This is a genomic window from Bacillus sp. FSL K6-1218, assembly GCF_038006445.1.
Classification (GTDB): domain Bacteria; phylum Bacillota; class Bacilli; order Bacillales; family Bacillaceae_G; genus Bacillus_A; species Bacillus_A thuringiensis_S.
In genome coordinates, this window is sequence record NZ_JBBOVE010000001.1 from 2,374,849 (window position 1) to 2,393,112 (window position 18,264).

Genomic DNA, 18,264 nt, shown 5'->3' on the forward strand with positions numbered 1-18,264 from the left:
AAATTCGCACATATAAATAAAGGAGCGATTTTGTTGACTGAACTCGAGAAAAAAGAACCTGTATCCATTGTGAAAGATAATAATGTAGAAGTAGTAGTTGATACAGTTATAAAAGATGAAGAATTAGAGGAACTAAATAAAGAAGCTGATCTTTATGTACAAAAGTTAAATAGCGAGCAAAATACTGATTTATCAAAAGTATTGTCTCAGCTAGGAGATTTAGGGGATAAAGAGCAACAAGCAGCAGGACAAACGTTATCAGCTTTAAAACGCCCTGTAACAGCGATGATGAATGGGAAAAATGAAGAAATTCCAAATACATTATTAGAATTACGAAAAGTGGTATCAGAGCTTGATCCCAATTCACTTAAAGCAAGTGGTATGAAGAAAATAATGTTTAAAGTATTCAAGAAAAATCCACTTGAAACATACGTGCATAAATACCAATCTATAGATAAACAAATCGAGGAAATTATTAGATCCCTCCTAATTGGTCGTGATAACTTACAAGAGGATACAGTTGGTCTTGAAATGCTAAAAGAACAATCGCACGATAAAATTCATGCTCTTGATAAACAAGTATACTTAGGGAAAAAGCTTGCTGGCATGCTTGAAGCTGAAAAACAAAACCCAGAGCGTCAAAGGGATATTCCGTTAATTAACGATGCATTAGAAAAGATACTTGTACGTACACGTAATATGCAGCAAGCGAAAAGTGTATTATTACAATCTATAGCTTCTGTAGACATCATTAAGAAAAATAATGAAAAATTAACAGAGGCAATACGTAATGCCATTACGATGACGCAAAACGTTGTAACAGTTTCAGCTGCTATTCAGCTAGCATTAACGAATCAACGTAAAACAATTGATGCCGTAAATGCGACGAATGAAGCAATTGAATCGATGGTGTTAAGTAATTCTCAAGCGTTAAAACAAAATACAGAAGAAACGACGAAATTGCTTGAGAATCCTGCTATTAGCATGGATAAATTACGTGAATCATTCCAAAATGTGTTCGCTGCAATTGAGGCATCTGAAAAATCGTCAGAACGTATTATTGAGTCAAGTAAGAAGTTTGTTATTGAACTAGACACATTTAATGATGAGATGAAGCAGAAACTCATTCAGCGTCCAAGGAAATAACGGATTATTAGAGGAGGTGAACAAATGAGTTTCATTCAAACAGTACTATTACTACTCGGTACATTGCTTTTAATAGCATTTACTGTTGTTGTTTTAGTCGTATATTTCGGACGGAAACTGTATTTTTCATGGACGAAGCCATATAAAAAAGCGCAAGATTCTTTAGATAAGTTATCAAATAAATCAATACCGTTTCTACAAGAATTTACACAACACCCACTGTTTTATCGCTGGATTCGCACCGAAGGGAAGAAAGAACAAAATACATTAAATACTCTATTTTGTACATCTGGTCAACGTACGAGAGAACAAGTCTTCTCGATGTTACCGAAAGAAAAGCAGAAAAAAGTGCATGTAATGGCAAAAACAACGAAAAAGCTTACGAATGAAGATATTGATGTGGCTGCGATGAAAGTGAAAGATTTCTTAAGACAAGAAACGCAGCAAACAGTAAAACCGACAGACTTATCATTTTATAAATTGTATTTTTATGACCGTTATCCAGACGCATTAAATACAATTCAAGCGTATAAACGCTCAATAAATCCTTCATTACAAAGAACGGTTGATGATATTACAATTTCAGTATTAAATGCACTTCCGTACTATCAAGAGCAACGCATGTTTGAACAACAACATAAACTTGAAACGTTCTTAATGAAAGATTTAACGGCCATGTTATCGTTGGTAGTACAATTACCACCTTCACAAAGACCAGAGAAGGAAGAAGAATTGAAAATCTACTTGGAAAATTTCAAAAAAGAAATGGAAGTAGTAGAGCGAGATATTCGCGACTCAATTGATCACGATTTAAATGTGAAGATGAGAGCAGCGACTGAGAAGTTTAAGAATAAATAACAAAAAGCGCCTTAAAAGCTAAGTATCACAGCTTTAAGGCGCTTTTTGTTATGAGATTTTATTTTGCTCTAACGGTAGTATGAATAGAAGCCACACTTTCATTATGCAATCGATCAACTGCAGTTACGACATACGTATACATTTCTCCAGAAATAACGGTTTTATCTACATAAATTTCTCCAAGTTTTGTTTTTCTTACAGTAGTAAGTAAATTTTTAGGATTTTGTATATCCACTTCATTTTGCCCATTCGCGCGGTAAATAGCGTAATAAGCAGAATCATTATCTCTATTATCAATGATACCGATTGCAATACCTTCATTTCTTGGAATGGCACCTTTTAATGTCGGTTGTTTTGGTGGATCATGATCAATCCAAGGCATAGGCGGGATTAATGCAGGATGTATATATATGTCTTTTGAGAGTCTATCTTTAACTCCAAGTGGATTGTTATTAATATCTTTTAAGCTAAAATGCATACTACCTTTTATTTCAGGATATAGCCGGTTTAATGTAATTTGTCTTGGATATTCTTCTGGATCAGACCAAGCAGGGACGGAGTTATTATTAATTTTATAGGCCGCTTGACCGATGTATAGGTGAATCGGTTTGTTATTTGTTTCTTTAACCCACCAATCTACTAATATGTCATATGCAGCTGGGGTGAAACCTATATTCCAATATATTTGCGGTGTAATGTAGTCAATATATCCTTTTTGTATCCACTCACGTGTGTCAGCATAAAGGTCATCATAGTTTCTTTGGCCTGCGGTTGTGTTAGAACCAGTCGGATCGTCAGCTATATTTCGCCATACACCGAACGGACTAATGCCAAACTTTACGTATGATTTTTCTTGTTTTATAGCAGTATTTAAATCTTTTACAAGTTCATTTACATTGTTACGTCGCCAATCTTCTATATTTGTAAATTTACCGTTATTATATGTTTCGTATGTTTTCTGATCTGGAAATTCTTCACCGGCTACTTTATATGGGTAAAAATAATCATCCATATGCAGCGCATCAATATCGTAATTTTGTACGATTTCTAAAGCACCTTCTGTTATAAATTTTTTCACTTCTGGAATACCGGGATTGTAATATAACTTTCCGCCATAAGGTACAACCCAATTGGGGTGTTGCCTTGCAGGGTGATTATTTGATAATCGATTTATATCAGTGTGATTCATCGTTATTCGGTATGGATTAATCCATGCGTGGAATTCTATATTTCTTTTGTGTGCTTCTTCAATCATAAATGCAAGTGGATCGTATCCGGGGTCTTTTCCTTGTGTACCCGTAATGTATTCAGACCAAGGACCGTAATTTGAGGGATAGAAAGCATCAGCTGTTGGTTTAATTTGTACAACAACTGCATTCATACCAGTGCTTTTTACATCGTCTAATAATCTTATAAATTCTTGTTTCTGCTTTTCAATAGGTAAGCCAGTTTTTGTGGGCCAATCAATATTCAGAACTGATGCGATCCATACAGCACGTAATTCATGTTTTTTGTACGTAGTATTTACTTTAGCATAAGTAGAGTGAGGGGAAATGAAAGAGAAAGGGATGAACAAGATGACGATACAACATATCATTAATAAACGTTTAACGATCATTTATACGCCTCCCTATCATATAATTATTTAAAATAATATCTGAGGTGAGGTTGGCCTTGCAATAGAGAAAATTACACATTGAAACATTAATTTAATAGGAAAAATATTTTTAATGAAATTTACTTTCATTATAACTAAATTCATTTACTACTTCATATGCTTGTTAGTAAAGTGAAACTTCCTTTCATTTGAAGGGTAATAAATTATAAGTATAGGAGGATTAATAAATGAAAGTTTTGTTTGTCTGTTCTGGAGGAATGTCCAGTGCAATTGTTGTAAACGCTTTAAAAAAAGAAGCGGAGAAAAATGGTTTGAACATGGAAGTGCATGCAATTGGAACGAATGAGGTAGAGGAAGAAGTAAAGAATGGCTGGGATGTCGTAATGGTGGCACCTCAAATAAGACACCGATTTGACTCTGTAAAAAAATTTGCAGAGGAGGAATCTATTCCGTGTGGCATCATTCCACCGCAAGCATACACACCGCTTGGAGGCCCGACTTTATTAAAAACTGTAAATGAATTAATCAGTTAGGGGGAAGCGTTATGAATAAGTTTGTCACGTTTCTTGATAAAAACTTATCTGGCCCGATGGCAAGGCTTTCTGAGCAGAGGCATCTACAAGCAATCCGTGATGGAGTTATTTCGGCGTTACCATTTATTATAGTAGGAAGCTTCTTTTTAATAGTAGCATTTCCACCACTGCCGAAAGATAGTTTCATATCGGTTTGGGCATTAAAGAATCAAACAAGTATATTAATACCATATCGTTTAACTATGTTTATTATGTCCTTATATATAGCATTTGGAATAGGATATAATTTAGCGAAAAGTTATAAATTAGATGCTTTATCAGGAGCACAGCTTGCGGTATGTTCACTACTTTTAACATTAACGCCTGAGTTAATTGATAAAAAAGGATTCATGCTTCCAATGACAAACCTCGGAGGTCATGGATTATTTGTGACGATGATTGTCTCTATTTTATCAGTTGAGATTTTAAGATTTTGTAAGAAGAATAACGTAACGATAAAAATGCCAGAACAAGTACCACCGTCAGTATCACGTTCATTTGAAGCACTTATACCTGCAGCATTCGTTATTATTATTATGAGTCTTATTACAGTCGTTTTTAAAGTTGATTTACATTACGTTGTAGATAAACTAGCCGCACCGTTAGTAAAAGCTGGTGATAGTTACTTTGGCGTTATTATACCTGTATTTTTAATTACGTTTTTCTGGTCTTTCGGGATACACGGAGTATCAGTTGTAGGTACTGTGGCAAGGCCGCTTTGGGATGTGTATTTAGGAAAGAACGGTGAAGCTGTAGCAAGTGGAGCGAGTCATTTTCCGTTTATTGCACCAGAACCGTTTTATCAATGGTTTATTTGGATTGGTGGTTCGGGCGCAACATTAGGGCTTGTGTTAGCTATGATCGTATTTGGTCGATCAAAATATTCGAAAGCATTATCGAGAACGTGTATTGTTCCGGGGATTTTTAATATAAATGAACCGGTTATATTCGGTTTGCCGATTGTATTAAATCCAATTTTAATTATTCCTTTCGTCATTACACCGTTAGTAACAGCTACTATAGCTTATGCTGCAACAGCGATGGGGTTTGTAACACCAACGCATATTATGCCGCCATGGACATTACCTGCTCCAATTGGTGCTTATTTAGCAACAGGTGGAGATTGGCGTGCGATTGTATTAGTTTTTATAAATATAGCAATATCATTCCTTATTTATCTACCATTCTTTAAAATGTACGACAAAAATATGCTTGAAATTGAAAAGAATGGTGACGGGGAATCTGTTAATCCTTAATCTGCATGCTGTTATTTTGAGTGATAGACTTTTTGTCTATCACTTCTTTCACATTAAAACAAGAAAGGGGGAAATAGAATGAATATAAAATTTAGTTATAAAGGTGTATTTTTATTATTATTTGGAGTGATTTGTGCAAATTTACTTTTTGTCCCTTTATTAGGTATGCTAAATCTATCACAAATGCATAGTATCTGGCTCGTTACAAGCATTGCGGCAAGCATTTTGCTTACGGTAGTTGTTTCTTTCATTGATGGGTCGTTTGCATCGAAAGCTCAGTTGTTTTTTAGATTTATATTGTTTTCGATTGGTTGTACGTCGGTTACTTACATGATTGTTTTTTAGTAAATAGGAGGTCATGCACGTTATGTATATTGCAGGGGTAATGTCTGGTACTTCATTAGATGGAATAGATGTAGCGCTCGTTCATATAGAAGGAAGTGGTGTAGATTCTAAAATCGAACTCATCCATTTTACTACTGTTCCATTTTGTAATGATATGAAAAATGAGATCCAACAAGCGTTATCAATTGAAACTTCGAATGTCCAACTTATATGTAGTTTAAATTTTAAACTTGGTTTATGCTTCGCCAATGCTGTAAAGGAAGTTTGTAAAGAGGCCAATTTTCCTTTGAGACAATTAGATTTAATAGGCTCTCACGGACAAACGATTTATCATCAGCCAAAGCAAGAAGGGAATATTATTTTTTCAACATTGCAAATTGGGGAACCAGCAGTAATAGCATATGAAACGAACACGACAGTTATCTCGAATTTCCGAACGATGGACATGGCGGCAGGGGGACAAGGTGCACCACTTGTACCATATTCAGAGATTATTTTATATCGGCATCAAACTAAAAATAGACTACTACAAAATATTGGCGGGATTGGTAATGTTACAGTGGTTCCAAGTAAACGAAGTAATGAGAGTGTTATTGCTTTTGATACTGGACCAGGGAATATGATAATTGATGAAGTATGTCAAAGGTTATTTCAGTTGTCATATGATCAAAATGGTAAGATTGCAAAACAGGGAGTAGTTGTAGATGAAATTTTGACTTATTGTATGAACCATCCATTTTTGAACGTGAAACCACCAAAATCAACAGGTAGAGAACAGTTTGGAGAAGCGTTTGTGACTGAATTATTGAATCGATTTGAAAAGCATAGTAGAGAAAATATATTGGCAACTGTCACGATGTTTACAGCAAGTTCAATTGTTCATCATTATCAGGAATTTATTTTTCCGTATTATGAAATCGATGAAGTAATTTTAGGCGGGGGCGGAAGTTATAATCGTACACTTGTTGAAATGATACGATTTGGATTAAAGGAAGAAAAATGCAAAATATTTACTCAAGAAGATTTAGGCTATTCCTCAGCGGCGAAAGAAGCGATCGCCTTTGCGATTTTAGCAAACGAAACGTATCATCGTAATCCGAGTAATGTGCCGAGCGCAACAGGTGCAAAGCAATCTGTAGTTTTAGGGAATATAACATTCCCTCCAATTTGAAGAGAATGAGGCGAATATATGAAGTATATGATTGGAGTAGATGGCGGGGGAACGAAGACAGAAGCAATTGCATTTGATAAAGACGGTAACGAATTTGCAAGAGCTACAAGTGGATTTGGAAATATATTAATAGATTTTGAAGAAGCTCTTGTGCATATTATGGAAGCGATTGATCAATGCCAGAAAGGGTTATTAAAGGGGGATTGCGTTTGTATTTGTTTAGGATTAGCGGGTGTAAGTGGAGCAAATACAAATGAATTAACATTACGTCTAAAAAAGAAGTATGGAACACCAATTGAAGTATTCAATGACGCAATGATCGCACATGCAGCTACTTTAAAAGGGAAGGACGGAATTTTAACAATTGGTGGTACAGGTGCGATTTGTCTTGGAAAGAAAGGGAAAGTGTACGAGTATAGTGGTGGATGGGGACATATTTTAGGTGATGAAGGAAGTGGATATTGGATTGCATTACAATCTTTAAAGAAAATGGCAATTCAATTTGATCAAGGAATCAGTCTTTGTCCATTGAGTTTGAATATTCAAAGGCAGTTTCAACTTTTGACACCGTCTCATATAAAAAGCTTAGTATATACTTCTTCTAAAGATAAAATTGCAGCAATCGCGCCATTAGTTATTCAGGAAGCGAGAAATGGAAATGATGATGCACATGAAATTATAATGCAAGCTGGAAAGGAATTAGCAAGGATTACAATAAATGTTTATAACAAGTTAAACTTTAAGCACTCAACGCCAATTGCAGTAAGTGGCAGTATATTGCGTTTAGTTCCTGAAATATTTGCGGTATTTAAGAAATGCTGTGAAGAAAGTATGAAAGAAATTATATTTGTATCACAAGCAGAAATGGCAGTGAAAGGAACATATTATTTAATGAGGGATATATATTTTTAAAAATAGCGTATGAGAATTTTTGTATGATTTGTAAAAATATGATGTTAAAATGTATAAAGGGATGTATGTTAAAACGTACAATATACGTAGTAATTGAATATTGTATATGTAATCCCATGTAGAAAGTGAATGATTACATGATTAATAGTATGCAGTTTTTATATTTGGTGGCTTCTTATTTAATTGGAAACATCTTGACCGCTTATATAGTAACAAAATTGAGACATAACGTTGATATTAGGGGTGAAGGAAGCGGAAATCCTGGTGCAAGAAATATGGGGCGCGTATATGGAAAAGGGTATTTCATCGCTACATTTTTAGGTGATGCGATTAAAGGGGCAATCGTTGTTACTGTTGCAAAATATCTTTTTGAAGATCCTACATTCGTAATGTTAACATTATTGGCCGTTATTATTGGACATATTTACCCAGTTTTATTTAAAGGTAAGGGCGGTAAAGGTATTTCAACATTTATTGGAGGATTAATCGCATTTGATTATTTGATAGCGCTTACCCTCATAGGCATTTTTATTGTATTTTATTTAATATTTAAAGGATTTACGAAGCCAGGACTAATTACGATTGCTTGTTTACCAATTTGTATGATTCTTTATTCTTATTCTATTGTTACGACTATTTTAAGTGGAATGATTATTGTACTTATTCTATATGTAAATCGAGAATAAAATGAATGTTTAATAAGTGGGGATAATCTCCACTTATCATTTTTTATTAAATAGATAAAGGAGGTAAGGCATGGGGTTAATTTATAAAGTTGCTGATCAAGATTGGGAATTTGAAAGTATACATAAATTAAATTATAAAACTTTTGTGGAAGAGATTCCACAACATGAAGAAACGAAAGACCAGTTTCGTATAGATAGGTTTCATGAAGAAAATACATATTTAATTTGTTTAGATGAGGATAGATTAGTAGGTATGGTCGCGGTGCGGGGAAAACGACCATTCTCGTTAGATTATAAAATTTCAAATTTAGATGTTTATTTGCAAGAGCATGGAGAAAAAGTGTATGAAATTCGTTTACTTTCAGTAGAACGTGAATATAGGAATGGAAGAGCGTTGTTAGGATTAATCCGTTTTCTACATCGTTATTTGCTTCTAAATGGATATGAATTAGCACTCATTTCTGCAACAACACGTGAACTAGCTTTATATGAGCAAATGGGATTCAAAGGTTTCCATACGTTAGTTGGTACAGAAGTAGCAGCCTTCCAGCCAATGTATGTTACCCCTGCTATGTTTGAAGAATCGAGTGTTGGAAGTATTATGACGAAAGAATACACATTTTTACCTGGTCCAGTAGACATTGAAGAGAACGTTCGAAAGGCATTTTGTACTAAGCCTATTTCGCATCGCTCTAAGTCATTTCAAGTGACAATAGACAATGTGAAAAAACGGTTACTTCACATGACAAAAGCAAAACATGTACAACTTATGTTAGGAACAGGGACGTTAGCCAATGATGCGATTGCTTTACAGTTACGTTCTTTAAAAGGGAAAGGACTAGTATTAACAAATGGAGAATTTGGAAATAGATTAGTTGGGCATGCAAAACGAGCACAGTTACATTTTGATACGTATAAAAAGGAAATGAGAGAGCCGTTTATTTATACAGAATTAGAAGAAATAATGACAACTGGAAATTATGAATGGCTTTGGTTTGTTCATCATGAAACATCTACTGGAATGTTAAACGATTTAAACGAGCTAAATACTCTTTGTAACGAGAATCAAATGAAACTATGTGTAGATTGCATAAGCTCAATTGGAGCAATACCAATAGACTTGAAGGATGTGTATTTTGCGAGTGGTGTTAGCGGTAAAGCGATTAAATCATATACAGGAATTTCTTTCGTTTTTCATAACCACATTGTAAAAATAAACGAGGCTGTGCCGGCCTATATGGACATTGGCATGTATGAAGAAAATGAAAGCATTCCATACTCACAATCATGGAATTTAATTTATGCATTGCAAGAAGCGTTGAAGAGATTTGAAGATGAAAAGGCATTTGTAAAAATTAAAGAGACATACGATTATGTTGAAGAAGTTATTACTGATATGGGTTTAAAGCTTGTTTCACCTAAAGAACATGCCGGGCCAATTATACTTACTATTGTATTGAGCGAAGATCATTCTTCTAAAGTAGTAGGCGATGCATTAGCATTACAAGGATACATCGTTCATTATGAGTCATCTTATTTACAAAAGAATAACTGGATCCAAATTGCATGTTTAAATGATTATAAAGAACGTGATATGAAGAGGATGTTGAATTGTTTGCAAATGTGTTTATTTCAGAGTGGGGTACAAATATAAAGACTTTTTCTTTTCGTATAAAGGAGCTACGACTTACGAAAACTTAGGAATAGAACATTGGAAGAGGTGTAAGTATGATAACTAGAAAACTACCATTACATATAGACGATATTAAAAAAGCTCACAAGATTCTAGATAGAAATGCTCGTAAAACGCCATTAGTAAAATCTTTTTACTTGACTAGTAAAACGGGCGGAGAAATTCATTTGAAATTAGAAAATATGCAATTAACGGGTTCTTTTAAGTTTCGTGGCGCATTTAATAAAATGTCGCGGCTCACGGATCAAGAAAAAGAAAGAGGTGTAATTGCATGTTCAGCAGGTAATCATGCACAAGGAGTTGCATTATCTGCTCATTTACTCGGTATTAAGAGTAAAATTGTTATGCCAATTTCTGCACCGCAGGCTAAAGTTGAAGCAACTAGAGGATATGGATCTGAAGTGATTTTACATGGTGAAACCTTTGATGATGCAAAGGCAAAATGTGAAGAAATTATAAGGAAAACAGGTGAGACATACTTACATCCATATGATGATGTAGAGGTAATGGCTGGTCAAGGTACAATTGGATTAGATATTCTTGATGATATGTGGGATGTAGATACTGTCATTGTACCAATAGGTGGAGGCGGAATTATTTCTGGTATTTCTGTAGCATTAAAATCTTTTAATCCATCGATTAATATAATTGGTGTCCAGGCAGATAATGTCCATGGAATGAAGGCATCTTACGATAAAGGAGCAATCGTAGAACATTATGAGGCGCCTACTATTGCAGATGGTTGCGCTGTTAAAATACCAGGGGAATTAACATTTGAAATTGTAAAAGAATTAGTAGATGATATTGTAACTGTATCAGAAAAAGAACTGGAAGTAGCGATGAAAGATTTATTACAACGTGGGAAAGCTGTTGTAGAAGGTGCAGGTGCATTAGCAACTGCTGCACTTCTTGCAGGAAAAGTTGATAGCTATATAAAAGGAAAAAAAGTAGTAGCGGTTATATCTGGTGGGAACGTAGACTTACAGCGCATATCAAGTGTATGTGAGCACTTTTTTGTCGCTAATGAAGTGAAATAGTTTTATGAAAGAAGAGCTAAGAGAAATAATCTTAGCTCTTACTTTTTGTCTACTGTTTACTGTAAGTAGCAATAAATTTGCTGTTTAATGAATTGTTTTATTTAAGCGCCAATTTTTACACATATCTTGAATGTTACAATAATTATTTCAATATTGTCGAAACGTAAGCAGAAATTTAATATAATAGTTTTAATGTACTAATGAGCGGTGAGGAGGGCAGGTCATGAATAAAGAAGAACAGGTCATGAACGGTTTCAGGGAATTATATAATAAGCTGGTTTGGCTTAATAAAGATAAGATGGAAGAAGGTCTTAAAGGTTTTAAGTCTTCTGAAGTCCACTGCATTGAATATATTGAAAATAATGTGGATTCTAATGTGACACAACTTGCAGAGGCTTTTTATGTGACTCGCGGTGCTATAAGTAGAATGACTAAGAAGCTCATACAAAAAGGCCTTATTGAAAGCTACCAAAAGTCGGAAAATAAGAAAGAAATTTATTTTAGGCTTACCGAAGAAGGGAAAGAAATTTATAAAATCCATGAAGATCTGCACAAAGAGTTTCAAGAGCGGGATAAAGCTGTATTTGAGCAAGTAACTGAAGAAGAATTCGACAGTATAATTAGTTTCGTGGAAAAGTATAGTAGACATTTGGATGCAGAAATAAAGAAACAAGGTATACATATTAAATCCTAATACATTTTAATAATGAAATGGCAGCCCTAATCTAATGAGAATAGGCTGCTTTTTTATCATTTTATTTTTGTTGACTAATCAACAAAACAGAGTTATTATTTTGTTGACAAAGCAACAAATTTTTAAAAGGGGCGAAGTTAAATGTCTATATTTAGATCACAAAATGAAAGGGAAACTGAAAAAAGCATAGATAAACATGCTTTACTATTCGGACTTATTTCTGTATTTCTTTGTGGTATAGGTTTCAGTATTATCATGCCTGTAGTCCCATTCTTAGTACAGCCATATACAAGTAATCCGGAAGAACAAGCATTAGTTGTTACACTACTAACTTCCGTATATGCGGCCTGCGTGTTTTTAGCTGCTCCAGTACTCGGGGCTTTAAGCGATAAGTATGGCCGTCGTCCATTACTTTTAATATGCTTATTTGGTTCTGCAATTGGGTACTTAGTTTTTGGCATAGGAGGAGCTTTATGGGTACTATTTGCTGGACGCATAATAGAAGGAATAACAGGCGGGAGCATAAGTACTATCTTCGCATATTTTGCAGACATCATTCCAAAAGAGCAGAGAACGAAATACTTTGGATGGGTGAGTGCAGTTGTAGGTGCGGGAACTATCATTGGCCCAACCATTGGGGGATTACTTGCCAAGTTTGGTGATACTGTACCTATGTATTTTGGAGCAATCATAACGTTAATAAATGTTGTATATGGGATTAAGTATATGCCTGAGAGCCTTGACAAAAATAATAGATTGAAAGAGATTACTTTTGTAAGAATGAATCCTTTTGCACAGCTAGCAAACATACTTTCCATGAAAAATTTAAAATGGTTACTTGTCTCAGCGTTTTTACTTTGGATACCTAACGGATCTTTACAAGCAATTTTCACGCAATTTACAATGGATACTTTCAGTTGGAAACCTGCACTAATCGGACTTATGTTTTCAATTTTGGGCTTTCAAGACATTGTTTCACAAAGTTTTATAATGCCAAAGCTTTTGATCCAGCTTAATGATAAACAAATAGCAATTCTTGGGATGGTTTCGGAGATTATAGGATACAGTTTTATTGCAGCATCAGCTGTATTTTCACTCTCTCCACTACTTATCGTTGGAATGCTAATGTTTGGTTTTGGGGATTCAATTTTCGGGCCTTCATTCAACGGGATGCTTTCAAAGTCTGGCGGTTCTAGTGAACAAGGAAGGATTCAAGGGGGAAGTCAATCTATTCAAGCTTTAGCAAGAATGATTGGTCCTATTATTGGAGGGCAAATCTATGTATCGCTTGGTCATGTTGCACCTGCTTTTATGGGTATGATCCTTATAGTCGCGGCAATAGCAGTTTTGTATAAGGGGACACATGCAACTGTATAACAGATAGATATAAGAACAAATAAAAGGGTGTCAGAACTTAGGAACACGTGCTGACACCCTATTTGTTTACGGTTTGAGAGCTAAGAGAAATGCTTTTGTTTAGGGATTTATTCTGCAATGCTCTCATAGTGAAGAGTAATATTCAGTGAGGTTGAACTATCATTAATTACAGTTAGCTTTTTTTGAAAGTAAAAAGGTATGTAAATGACTAGTTAGTTTAATTATGCTTGTGCTGAAGTAAATAATGACTCCATTTTTACCTTGCTCTTCTCTCGAATTTCAGCATCTGCATGGCGCATAACATATTTATGCGCTACAGCGATTGCTAAAACATCATCTAATAAGCCAATCCCAATAATAGCAGCTATATCTGGAATGAAATCGATTGTTAATACGTAATAAGATAAAGCGGCTAATATTATGAATTTCGCTTTAGTAGGTAATTCTTTCTTTTTCATTGTGTAGAATAAGATAATACTTTCATATACGCTGGATTTACCGAGGTTTACAGAGCTTTTTTTGAACTTTTTCCAAAGTGTCTGTTTCTCCATATAAACACTCCTTTTACAAAAACATAGATTTTTTAAAAGGATGGACAAAGAAGTGAGAGATTAATCAATGTTATTGTTTTTCTTATTATATATTTCCATAAAGATAGGGGATTACCTGTTCAAAATAATATAATGTGGATTATGCAACGATTCACAGTGTTCCGTTACATAGTATATATATTGTAAAATGTATGTGGATGATTTAGTTATTATTATGCATTTTATAAGCGGTATGGGGGAAGAAAAATGAAAATAATAGAACTACCAATTGAATTCGAATTTAACGGGCAAAAACAATGTATTTATCCAAGTTTAATTATATTACATAATGAATTAACGTTAGTGGATACAGGATATCCAAGTTTTTTACCTTTAATTGAAAATGCAATATTAAAACATGGATATGAGATGAAAAACTTAAAGAATATAATTATTACCCATTATGATGACGATCATATAGGGGCTTTATATGATTTTAAAGTGAAATATCCAAATATTAATGTTATTGCTAGTGAAATTGAATCTAACAATATTAATGGTGATATAAAATCAGAGAGGTTAGTTCAAGCTGAAGAAATGTTAGAACGTATGCCAAATGAAGAAAAAGAATTTGGTAAATGGTTTATACAACAGTTAAAAAATATAAAACATATTTTCGTCGATGAAAAAGTACATGATGGTCAAATGATTTTGAATAATGAATGTCAAGTAGTGGCAACGCCAGGACATACCTCGGGGCATATTTCATTATATTTTCCCAATTTAGACTGTGTAATTACAGGAGATGCAGCGGTTCAAGAGAATCGAGAGTTAGTTATAGCTAATCCGAATTTTTGTTTAGATATAGAAAGGGCGGAACAGTCTTTAAATAGGATTAAAAGTCTTAAAGCAGCGCAGTATTATTGCTATCATGGAGGAAAGCTTACTGTATAAAATAATAAAAAAACCAATCTTTTCGATATAGAAAAGATTGTTTTTTTAATTCATAGATTCTGCAATTTGAATTAAATCCTTTACGTTATATTTTCCTTGTATATAGCGTTTGTTACCAATTGCAATTGTATATTGAAAACCATTTTCCTGAAAGAGGAGCTCATATGCTGAATCAAAATGAGGATTATATAGTGCTTTTATATTATTTTTTAAGCTGTAGAACTTAGCTCCACTATGTACATAGAAGCCTAATTTGTTTTGAACTGGTGAAACAGTGATTTTAAAAATCCCATTAATGTCTTCATTGTAGTATTGGAGGTTTAAGTAATCGTTATAGATGTACCCTTGAAATTCGTGAATTTTGTAGGAGTAAGTATATGTTCCTTACATTTCATTTCATATTCTTTTACGATAGTAGCTTCTTTTATAAGTGGATTCCCATAATAAATTTGATTCATTTGAGATATTTTATTATTTTTTGTTACTATTTCTAAAATGAAACCGATAGTAAATTCATCATTAGTGCCTTTGAAATAAGAAATAAGAATTGTAGTATCTTCTTTTGGAGATGGTACTATTTTAATTTCATGAATAGGTTTTTCCTTTTGGAAAGTAGGTAGTTCAACCCCTTCTGTTACATATGACTGCATTAATTATTTATCATTTTTGAGTAAGGCATGTTTGAATTCACTTATTACATCTGTTTGAGATTTCGCCATAATAATTGTAGTGGATTGAAAATATAATAAGATAAATATGCAAAAAAATTTTATGAATGTAGTGGTCAATTTTATCACCCTATAACTATATTTCCGTAACATTGAAATATATATGTATAGGAGGGGAGAAGATGAGTTTATTGCTTGATGTAATAATGGATATAATTTTGTTTTATCCTCGAAATGACATGAAATTAAAACATCATATTGCCAAATTAAGCGAATTTGAGTGGTTTCGAAAGCTACACGAAGATACAAAGTATACAAGTTTAATTTGGAGTAATAGAAAAATTAAAAAGTATATTTTGACTTCTGCAAATATGGAAACATTAATAAAATCCGAGAAAAAGCAAAAAGAATTTGTCCATCTAGTACACGATGAATATAAAAAAAGAAGATAAGAATTTTTTTATTTTTCATATTTAGCGAAACAAATGGTACAATGAAAGCTAATGTGAAAAATAAGGAAAAGAAGTGGTCTATTTGAAAAACTTTTTAGAATTAGGAATTAGTGAAACTTTTAATCATACATTACGTGAAAATGGAATTACAGAAGCAACACCAATTCAAGAGAAGGCAATTCCAGTTATTCTGTCAGGTAAAGATATTATTGGGCAGGCGAAAACAGGAACGGGTAAAACGTTAGCATTCGTGTTACCGATTTTAGAAAAAATCAATCCAGAGTCTAGTGATGTTCAGGCTTTAATCGTTGCGCCAACAAGGGAACTAGCACTGCAAATTACAACTGAAATTAAAAAAATGCTTGTTCAAAGAGAAGATATTAATGTACTAGCGATATATGGCGGACAAGATGTCGCACAACAATTGAGAAAATTAAAAGGTAATACACATATTGTTGTAGCGACACCAGGACGATTGTTAGATCATATACGACGTGAAACAATTGATTTAAGTAATCTTTCAACGATTGTACTAGATGAAGCGGATCAAATGCTTTATTTCGGTTTCTTATATGATATTGAAGATATTTTAGATGAGACACCTGGTAGTAAACAAACGATGTTATTCTCAGCAACGATGCCAAAAGATATTAAAAAATTGGCGAAGCGTTATATGGATGAGCCGCAAATGATTCAAGTACAAAGTGAAGAAGTAACGGTAGATACAATTGAGCAGCGTGTCATTGAGACGACAGATCGTGCAAAGCCAGATGCACTTCGTTTTGTTATGGATCGTGATCAACCATTTTTAGCAGTTATTTTCTGTCGTACAAAGGTTAGAGCAAGTAAGCTTTATGATAATTTAAAAGGACTAGGTTATAATTGTGCTGAACTTCATGGTGATATACCTCAAGCGAAACGTGAAAGAGTTATGAAGAGTTTCCGAGAAGCTAAAATTCAGTACTTAATCGCAACGGATGTAGCAGCTCGTGGACTTGATGTAGATGGTGTAACGCACGTATTTAACTTTGATATCCCTGAAGATGTAGAAAGTTATATTCACCGCATTGGCCGAACAGGACGTGCAGGTGGATCAGGTCTTGCAATTACATTCGTTGCAGCGAAAGATGAAAAACATTTAGAAGAAATTGAAAAAACGCTTGGTGCACCAATACAAAGAGAAATAATCGAACAACCGAAGATAAAACGTGTAGATGAAAATGGAAAACCGGTACCAAAGCCGGCTCCAAAGAAATCAGGTCAATATCGTCAAAGAGATAGCCGTGAAGGTTCAAAAAGTGAATCAAGACGTGATTCCAGAAATGGCTCAAGAAGTGATTCAAGAAATAGTTCTAGAAATGAAAATAACCGATCATTTAATAAGCCAAGTAATAAAAAAGGTAGTACAAAGCAAGGTCAGCAAAGACGTGGCCGCTAAATGGTTATAATTGTAAAAGAGTCGCGAAATATTGCGGCTCTTTTTTTGTTTGTATACAACAAGGGTGATGCCGAAAAAAATTTCACTCACCGTATTTAAAATGAATTTTAAAATATATAAAAGAAATTTTATAGTCCAAAACCAGTAGAGCAAGGGTATTACAACCATGTCGCAATTCAAGAACAAGTGCAACTTACGTATGAACAATATTTAATCGAAAAAAATCGAGAGAAAGCAGTTCGTACTAGCTCCTCTGATGATGATACGAAAATATCTTTTGCAAACAAAGAATTGGACGATTTGGTGAAAGAAATTCGTAACACATTCAAACTGTACGGGAATGTTATAGTGCAGCAAAAAGAGAACGGAACTTATTATGTCTACTATTTCGGTAGACCACTTTGGTTGAAAGAAAAGGTATTGAAGCGAGCGAGTATTTTCATTACACATTCCGCAATTATCGAAATGGAGGAAGAGAAGTTTATAAATGATTTAACTCATATTGGTAGATGAAAAAAATAAGGGCGTGCGAAGATCGAGCTTTCTTATTTACAAATTTAAATTAACAACCATTTTCGAATATTGGCAGAAAGATAAAATTATTGTTGCTGAAATGGAAAGTAAAGCAAGTTATCTTTATTGGCAGCAGTTCAGAACAAAATTTGTAACAATGTCGATGGTGAAATTTATGAAGTTTGTAAAGTGCGAGAATGAAGATGTTTTTGACATCAAGCGCATGTACAGCGCAGAGCAGGCTTTCAAGAAAGTGTAAAATTTTCGCTACCTCCATTTCGCTTACACGGGTATGCGAAATGGAGGTAGCTGGCATGCGGGGGTGATTGTAAGGAACTGGAAAA

General features: G+C 34.1%; 19 protein-coding genes and 1 pseudogene. 17 read left to right on the forward strand and 3 right to left on the reverse strand.

Annotated features, from left to right (window positions below):
- Positions 1 to 33 precede the first annotated feature (33 nt).
- Together MHI26_RS12155 and MHI26_RS12160 are read left to right on the forward strand one after the other, a co-directional pair.
- Entirely contained in the window at positions 34 to 1,146 is a 1,113-nt protein-coding gene (locus tag MHI26_RS12155) for a toxic anion resistance protein (RefSeq protein ID WP_000137407.1), read from the forward strand.
- 24 nt (positions 1,147 to 1,170) lie between these two features.
- On the forward strand, positions 1,171 to 2,004 hold the full coding sequence (locus MHI26_RS12160) for a DUF3974 domain-containing protein (protein ID WP_000008363.1): 834 nt from the start codon (positions 1,171 to 1,173) through the stop codon (positions 2,002 to 2,004).
- 58 nt (positions 2,005 to 2,062) lie between these two features.
- Here the strand turns inward: MHI26_RS12160 and MHI26_RS12165 are convergent, their stop codons facing one another.
- Positions 2,063 to 3,622: a glycoside hydrolase family 10 protein gene (locus MHI26_RS12165; RefSeq protein WP_061665832.1), complete on the reverse strand. Its 1,560-nt coding sequence runs from the start codon at positions 3,620 to 3,622 to the stop codon at positions 2,063 to 2,065.
- A 227-nt stretch (positions 3,623 to 3,849) separates the two neighbouring features.
- On the opposite strand from MHI26_RS12165, the gene MHI26_RS12170 reads away from it, so the two are divergent.
- From MHI26_RS12170 to MHI26_RS12215, 10 genes are all read left to right on the forward strand, one after another.
- Positions 3,850 to 4,155, forward strand: a complete 306-nt coding sequence (locus MHI26_RS12170; RefSeq protein ID WP_000865903.1) for a PTS sugar transporter subunit IIB — start codon at positions 3,850 to 3,852, stop codon at positions 4,153 to 4,155.
- A gap of 11 nt (positions 4,156 to 4,166) precedes the next feature.
- Complete coding sequence (locus MHI26_RS12175) at positions 4,167 to 5,450, forward strand: PTS sugar transporter subunit IIC (RefSeq protein WP_001032289.1); 1,284 nt, start codon at positions 4,167 to 4,169, stop codon at positions 5,448 to 5,450.
- Positions 5,451 to 5,528: 78 nt separating this feature from the next.
- Entirely contained in the window at positions 5,529 to 5,795 is a 267-nt protein-coding gene (locus tag MHI26_RS12180; protein ID WP_001021961.1) for a hypothetical protein, read from the forward strand.
- A gap of 22 nt (positions 5,796 to 5,817) precedes the next feature.
- Positions 5,818 to 6,966: an anhydro-N-acetylmuramic acid kinase AnmK gene (anmK, locus tag MHI26_RS12185; RefSeq protein ID WP_000274961.1), complete on the forward strand. Its 1,149-nt coding sequence runs from the start codon at positions 5,818 to 5,820 to the stop codon at positions 6,964 to 6,966.
- 18 nt (positions 6,967 to 6,984) lie between these two features.
- Complete coding sequence (locus MHI26_RS12190; RefSeq protein ID WP_061665831.1) at positions 6,985 to 7,878, forward strand: BadF/BadG/BcrA/BcrD ATPase family protein; 894 nt, start codon at positions 6,985 to 6,987, stop codon at positions 7,876 to 7,878.
- 137 nt (positions 7,879 to 8,015) lie between these two features.
- Positions 8,016 to 8,564: a glycerol-3-phosphate 1-O-acyltransferase PlsY gene (gene plsY / locus MHI26_RS12195; RefSeq protein ID WP_000610879.1), complete on the forward strand. Its 549-nt coding sequence runs from the start codon at positions 8,016 to 8,018 to the stop codon at positions 8,562 to 8,564.
- A 70-nt stretch (positions 8,565 to 8,634) separates the two neighbouring features.
- Positions 8,635 to 10,218 (forward strand): aminotransferase class V-fold PLP-dependent enzyme, encoded by a 1,584-nt coding sequence (locus MHI26_RS12200; protein WP_000523041.1) that lies wholly within the window; start codon positions 8,635 to 8,637, stop codon positions 10,216 to 10,218.
- A 74-nt stretch (positions 10,219 to 10,292) separates the two neighbouring features.
- Positions 10,293 to 11,294 carry a bifunctional threonine ammonia-lyase/L-serine ammonia-lyase TdcB gene (tdcB, locus tag MHI26_RS12205; protein WP_000632962.1) on the forward strand — a complete coding sequence of 334 codons (1,002 nt, stop codon included), beginning with the start codon at positions 10,293 to 10,295 and terminating at the stop codon, positions 11,292 to 11,294.
- 223 nt (positions 11,295 to 11,517) lie between these two features.
- Positions 11,518 to 11,988, forward strand: coding sequence for a MarR family transcriptional regulator (locus MHI26_RS12210; protein WP_001030909.1), 471 nt, complete (start codon positions 11,518 to 11,520; stop codon positions 11,986 to 11,988).
- Positions 11,989 to 12,129: 141 nt separating this feature from the next.
- Positions 12,130 to 13,365 carry an MFS transporter gene (locus tag MHI26_RS12215; protein WP_061665830.1) on the forward strand — a complete coding sequence of 412 codons (1,236 nt, stop codon included), beginning with the start codon at positions 12,130 to 12,132 and terminating at the stop codon, positions 13,363 to 13,365.
- Positions 13,366 to 13,586: 221 nt separating this feature from the next.
- Here the strand turns inward: MHI26_RS12215 and MHI26_RS12220 are convergent, their stop codons facing one another.
- Positions 13,587 to 13,916 (reverse strand): YkvA family protein, encoded by a 330-nt coding sequence (locus tag MHI26_RS12220; RefSeq protein WP_000415089.1) that lies wholly within the window; start codon positions 13,914 to 13,916, stop codon positions 13,587 to 13,589.
- Positions 13,917 to 14,162: 246 nt separating this feature from the next.
- Here MHI26_RS12220 and MHI26_RS12225 point away from each other — a divergent pair, with 246 nt between their 5' ends.
- Entirely contained in the window at positions 14,163 to 14,849 is a 687-nt protein-coding gene (locus MHI26_RS12225; protein ID WP_000691156.1) for an MBL fold metallo-hydrolase, read from the forward strand.
- Between the two features lie 45 nt (positions 14,850 to 14,894).
- On the opposite strand, the pseudogene MHI26_RS12230 reads toward MHI26_RS12225, so the two are convergent.
- Positions 14,895 to 15,670, reverse strand: a pseudogene (locus MHI26_RS12230) (hypothetical protein).
- A 29-nt stretch (positions 15,671 to 15,699) separates the two neighbouring features.
- Between MHI26_RS12230 and MHI26_RS12235 the strand changes: the two are divergent.
- From MHI26_RS12235 to MHI26_RS12250, 4 genes are all read left to right on the forward strand, one after another.
- Positions 15,700 to 15,969: a hypothetical protein gene (locus MHI26_RS12235; protein WP_000054893.1), complete on the forward strand. Its 270-nt coding sequence runs from the start codon at positions 15,700 to 15,702 to the stop codon at positions 15,967 to 15,969.
- Between the two features lie 73 nt (positions 15,970 to 16,042).
- Positions 16,043 to 17,407, forward strand: coding sequence for a DEAD/DEAH box helicase (locus MHI26_RS12240; protein ID WP_003307035.1), 1,365 nt, complete (start codon positions 16,043 to 16,045; stop codon positions 17,405 to 17,407).
- A gap of 186 nt (positions 17,408 to 17,593) precedes the next feature.
- The gene (locus MHI26_RS12245; protein WP_176520918.1) at positions 17,594 to 17,920 is read left to right on the forward strand and encodes a hypothetical protein; all 327 of its coding nucleotides are present in this window, start codon (positions 17,594 to 17,596) and stop codon (positions 17,918 to 17,920) included.
- Complete coding sequence (locus MHI26_RS12250) at positions 17,910 to 18,179, forward strand: hypothetical protein (RefSeq protein ID WP_086406716.1); 270 nt, start codon at positions 17,910 to 17,912, stop codon at positions 18,177 to 18,179. The genes MHI26_RS12245 and MHI26_RS12250 overlap by 11 nt, the downstream gene beginning before the upstream one ends.
- Positions 18,180 to 18,264: the final 85 nt, after the last annotated feature.

Bases quoted from the DNA above. Each gene is read 5' to 3' on its own strand.
- MHI26_RS12160 (WP_000008363.1), top strand. From the start codon at position 1,171: ATGAGTTTCATTCAAACAGTACTATTACTACTCGGTACATTGCTTTTA.
- MHI26_RS12165 (WP_061665832.1), bottom strand. From the start codon at position 3,622: ATGATCGTTAAACGTTTATTAATGATATGTTGTATCGTCATCTTGTTC.
- MHI26_RS12170 (WP_000865903.1), top strand. From the start codon at position 3,850: ATGAAAGTTTTGTTTGTCTGTTCTGGAGGAATGTCCAGTGCAATTGTT.
- MHI26_RS12175 (WP_001032289.1), top strand. From the start codon at position 4,167: ATGAATAAGTTTGTCACGTTTCTTGATAAAAACTTATCTGGCCCGATG.
- MHI26_RS12180 (WP_001021961.1), top strand. From the start codon at position 5,529: ATGAATATAAAATTTAGTTATAAAGGTGTATTTTTATTATTATTTGGA.
- anmK (WP_000274961.1), top strand. From the start codon at position 5,818: ATGTATATTGCAGGGGTAATGTCTGGTACTTCATTAGATGGAATAGAT.
- MHI26_RS12190 (WP_061665831.1), top strand. From the start codon at position 6,985: ATGAAGTATATGATTGGAGTAGATGGCGGGGGAACGAAGACAGAAGCA.
- plsY (WP_000610879.1), top strand. From the start codon at position 8,016: ATGATTAATAGTATGCAGTTTTTATATTTGGTGGCTTCTTATTTAATT.
- MHI26_RS12200 (WP_000523041.1), top strand. From the start codon at position 8,635: ATGGGGTTAATTTATAAAGTTGCTGATCAAGATTGGGAATTTGAAAGT.
- tdcB (WP_000632962.1), top strand. From the start codon at position 10,293: ATGATAACTAGAAAACTACCATTACATATAGACGATATTAAAAAAGCT.
- MHI26_RS12210 (WP_001030909.1), top strand. From the start codon at position 11,518: ATGAATAAAGAAGAACAGGTCATGAACGGTTTCAGGGAATTATATAAT.
- MHI26_RS12215 (WP_061665830.1), top strand. From the start codon at position 12,130: ATGTCTATATTTAGATCACAAAATGAAAGGGAAACTGAAAAAAGCATA.
- MHI26_RS12220 (WP_000415089.1), bottom strand. From the start codon at position 13,916: ATGGAGAAACAGACACTTTGGAAAAAGTTCAAAAAAAGCTCTGTAAAC.
- MHI26_RS12225 (WP_000691156.1), top strand. From the start codon at position 14,163: ATGAAAATAATAGAACTACCAATTGAATTCGAATTTAACGGGCAAAAA.
- MHI26_RS12235 (WP_000054893.1), top strand. From the start codon at position 15,700: ATGAGTTTATTGCTTGATGTAATAATGGATATAATTTTGTTTTATCCT.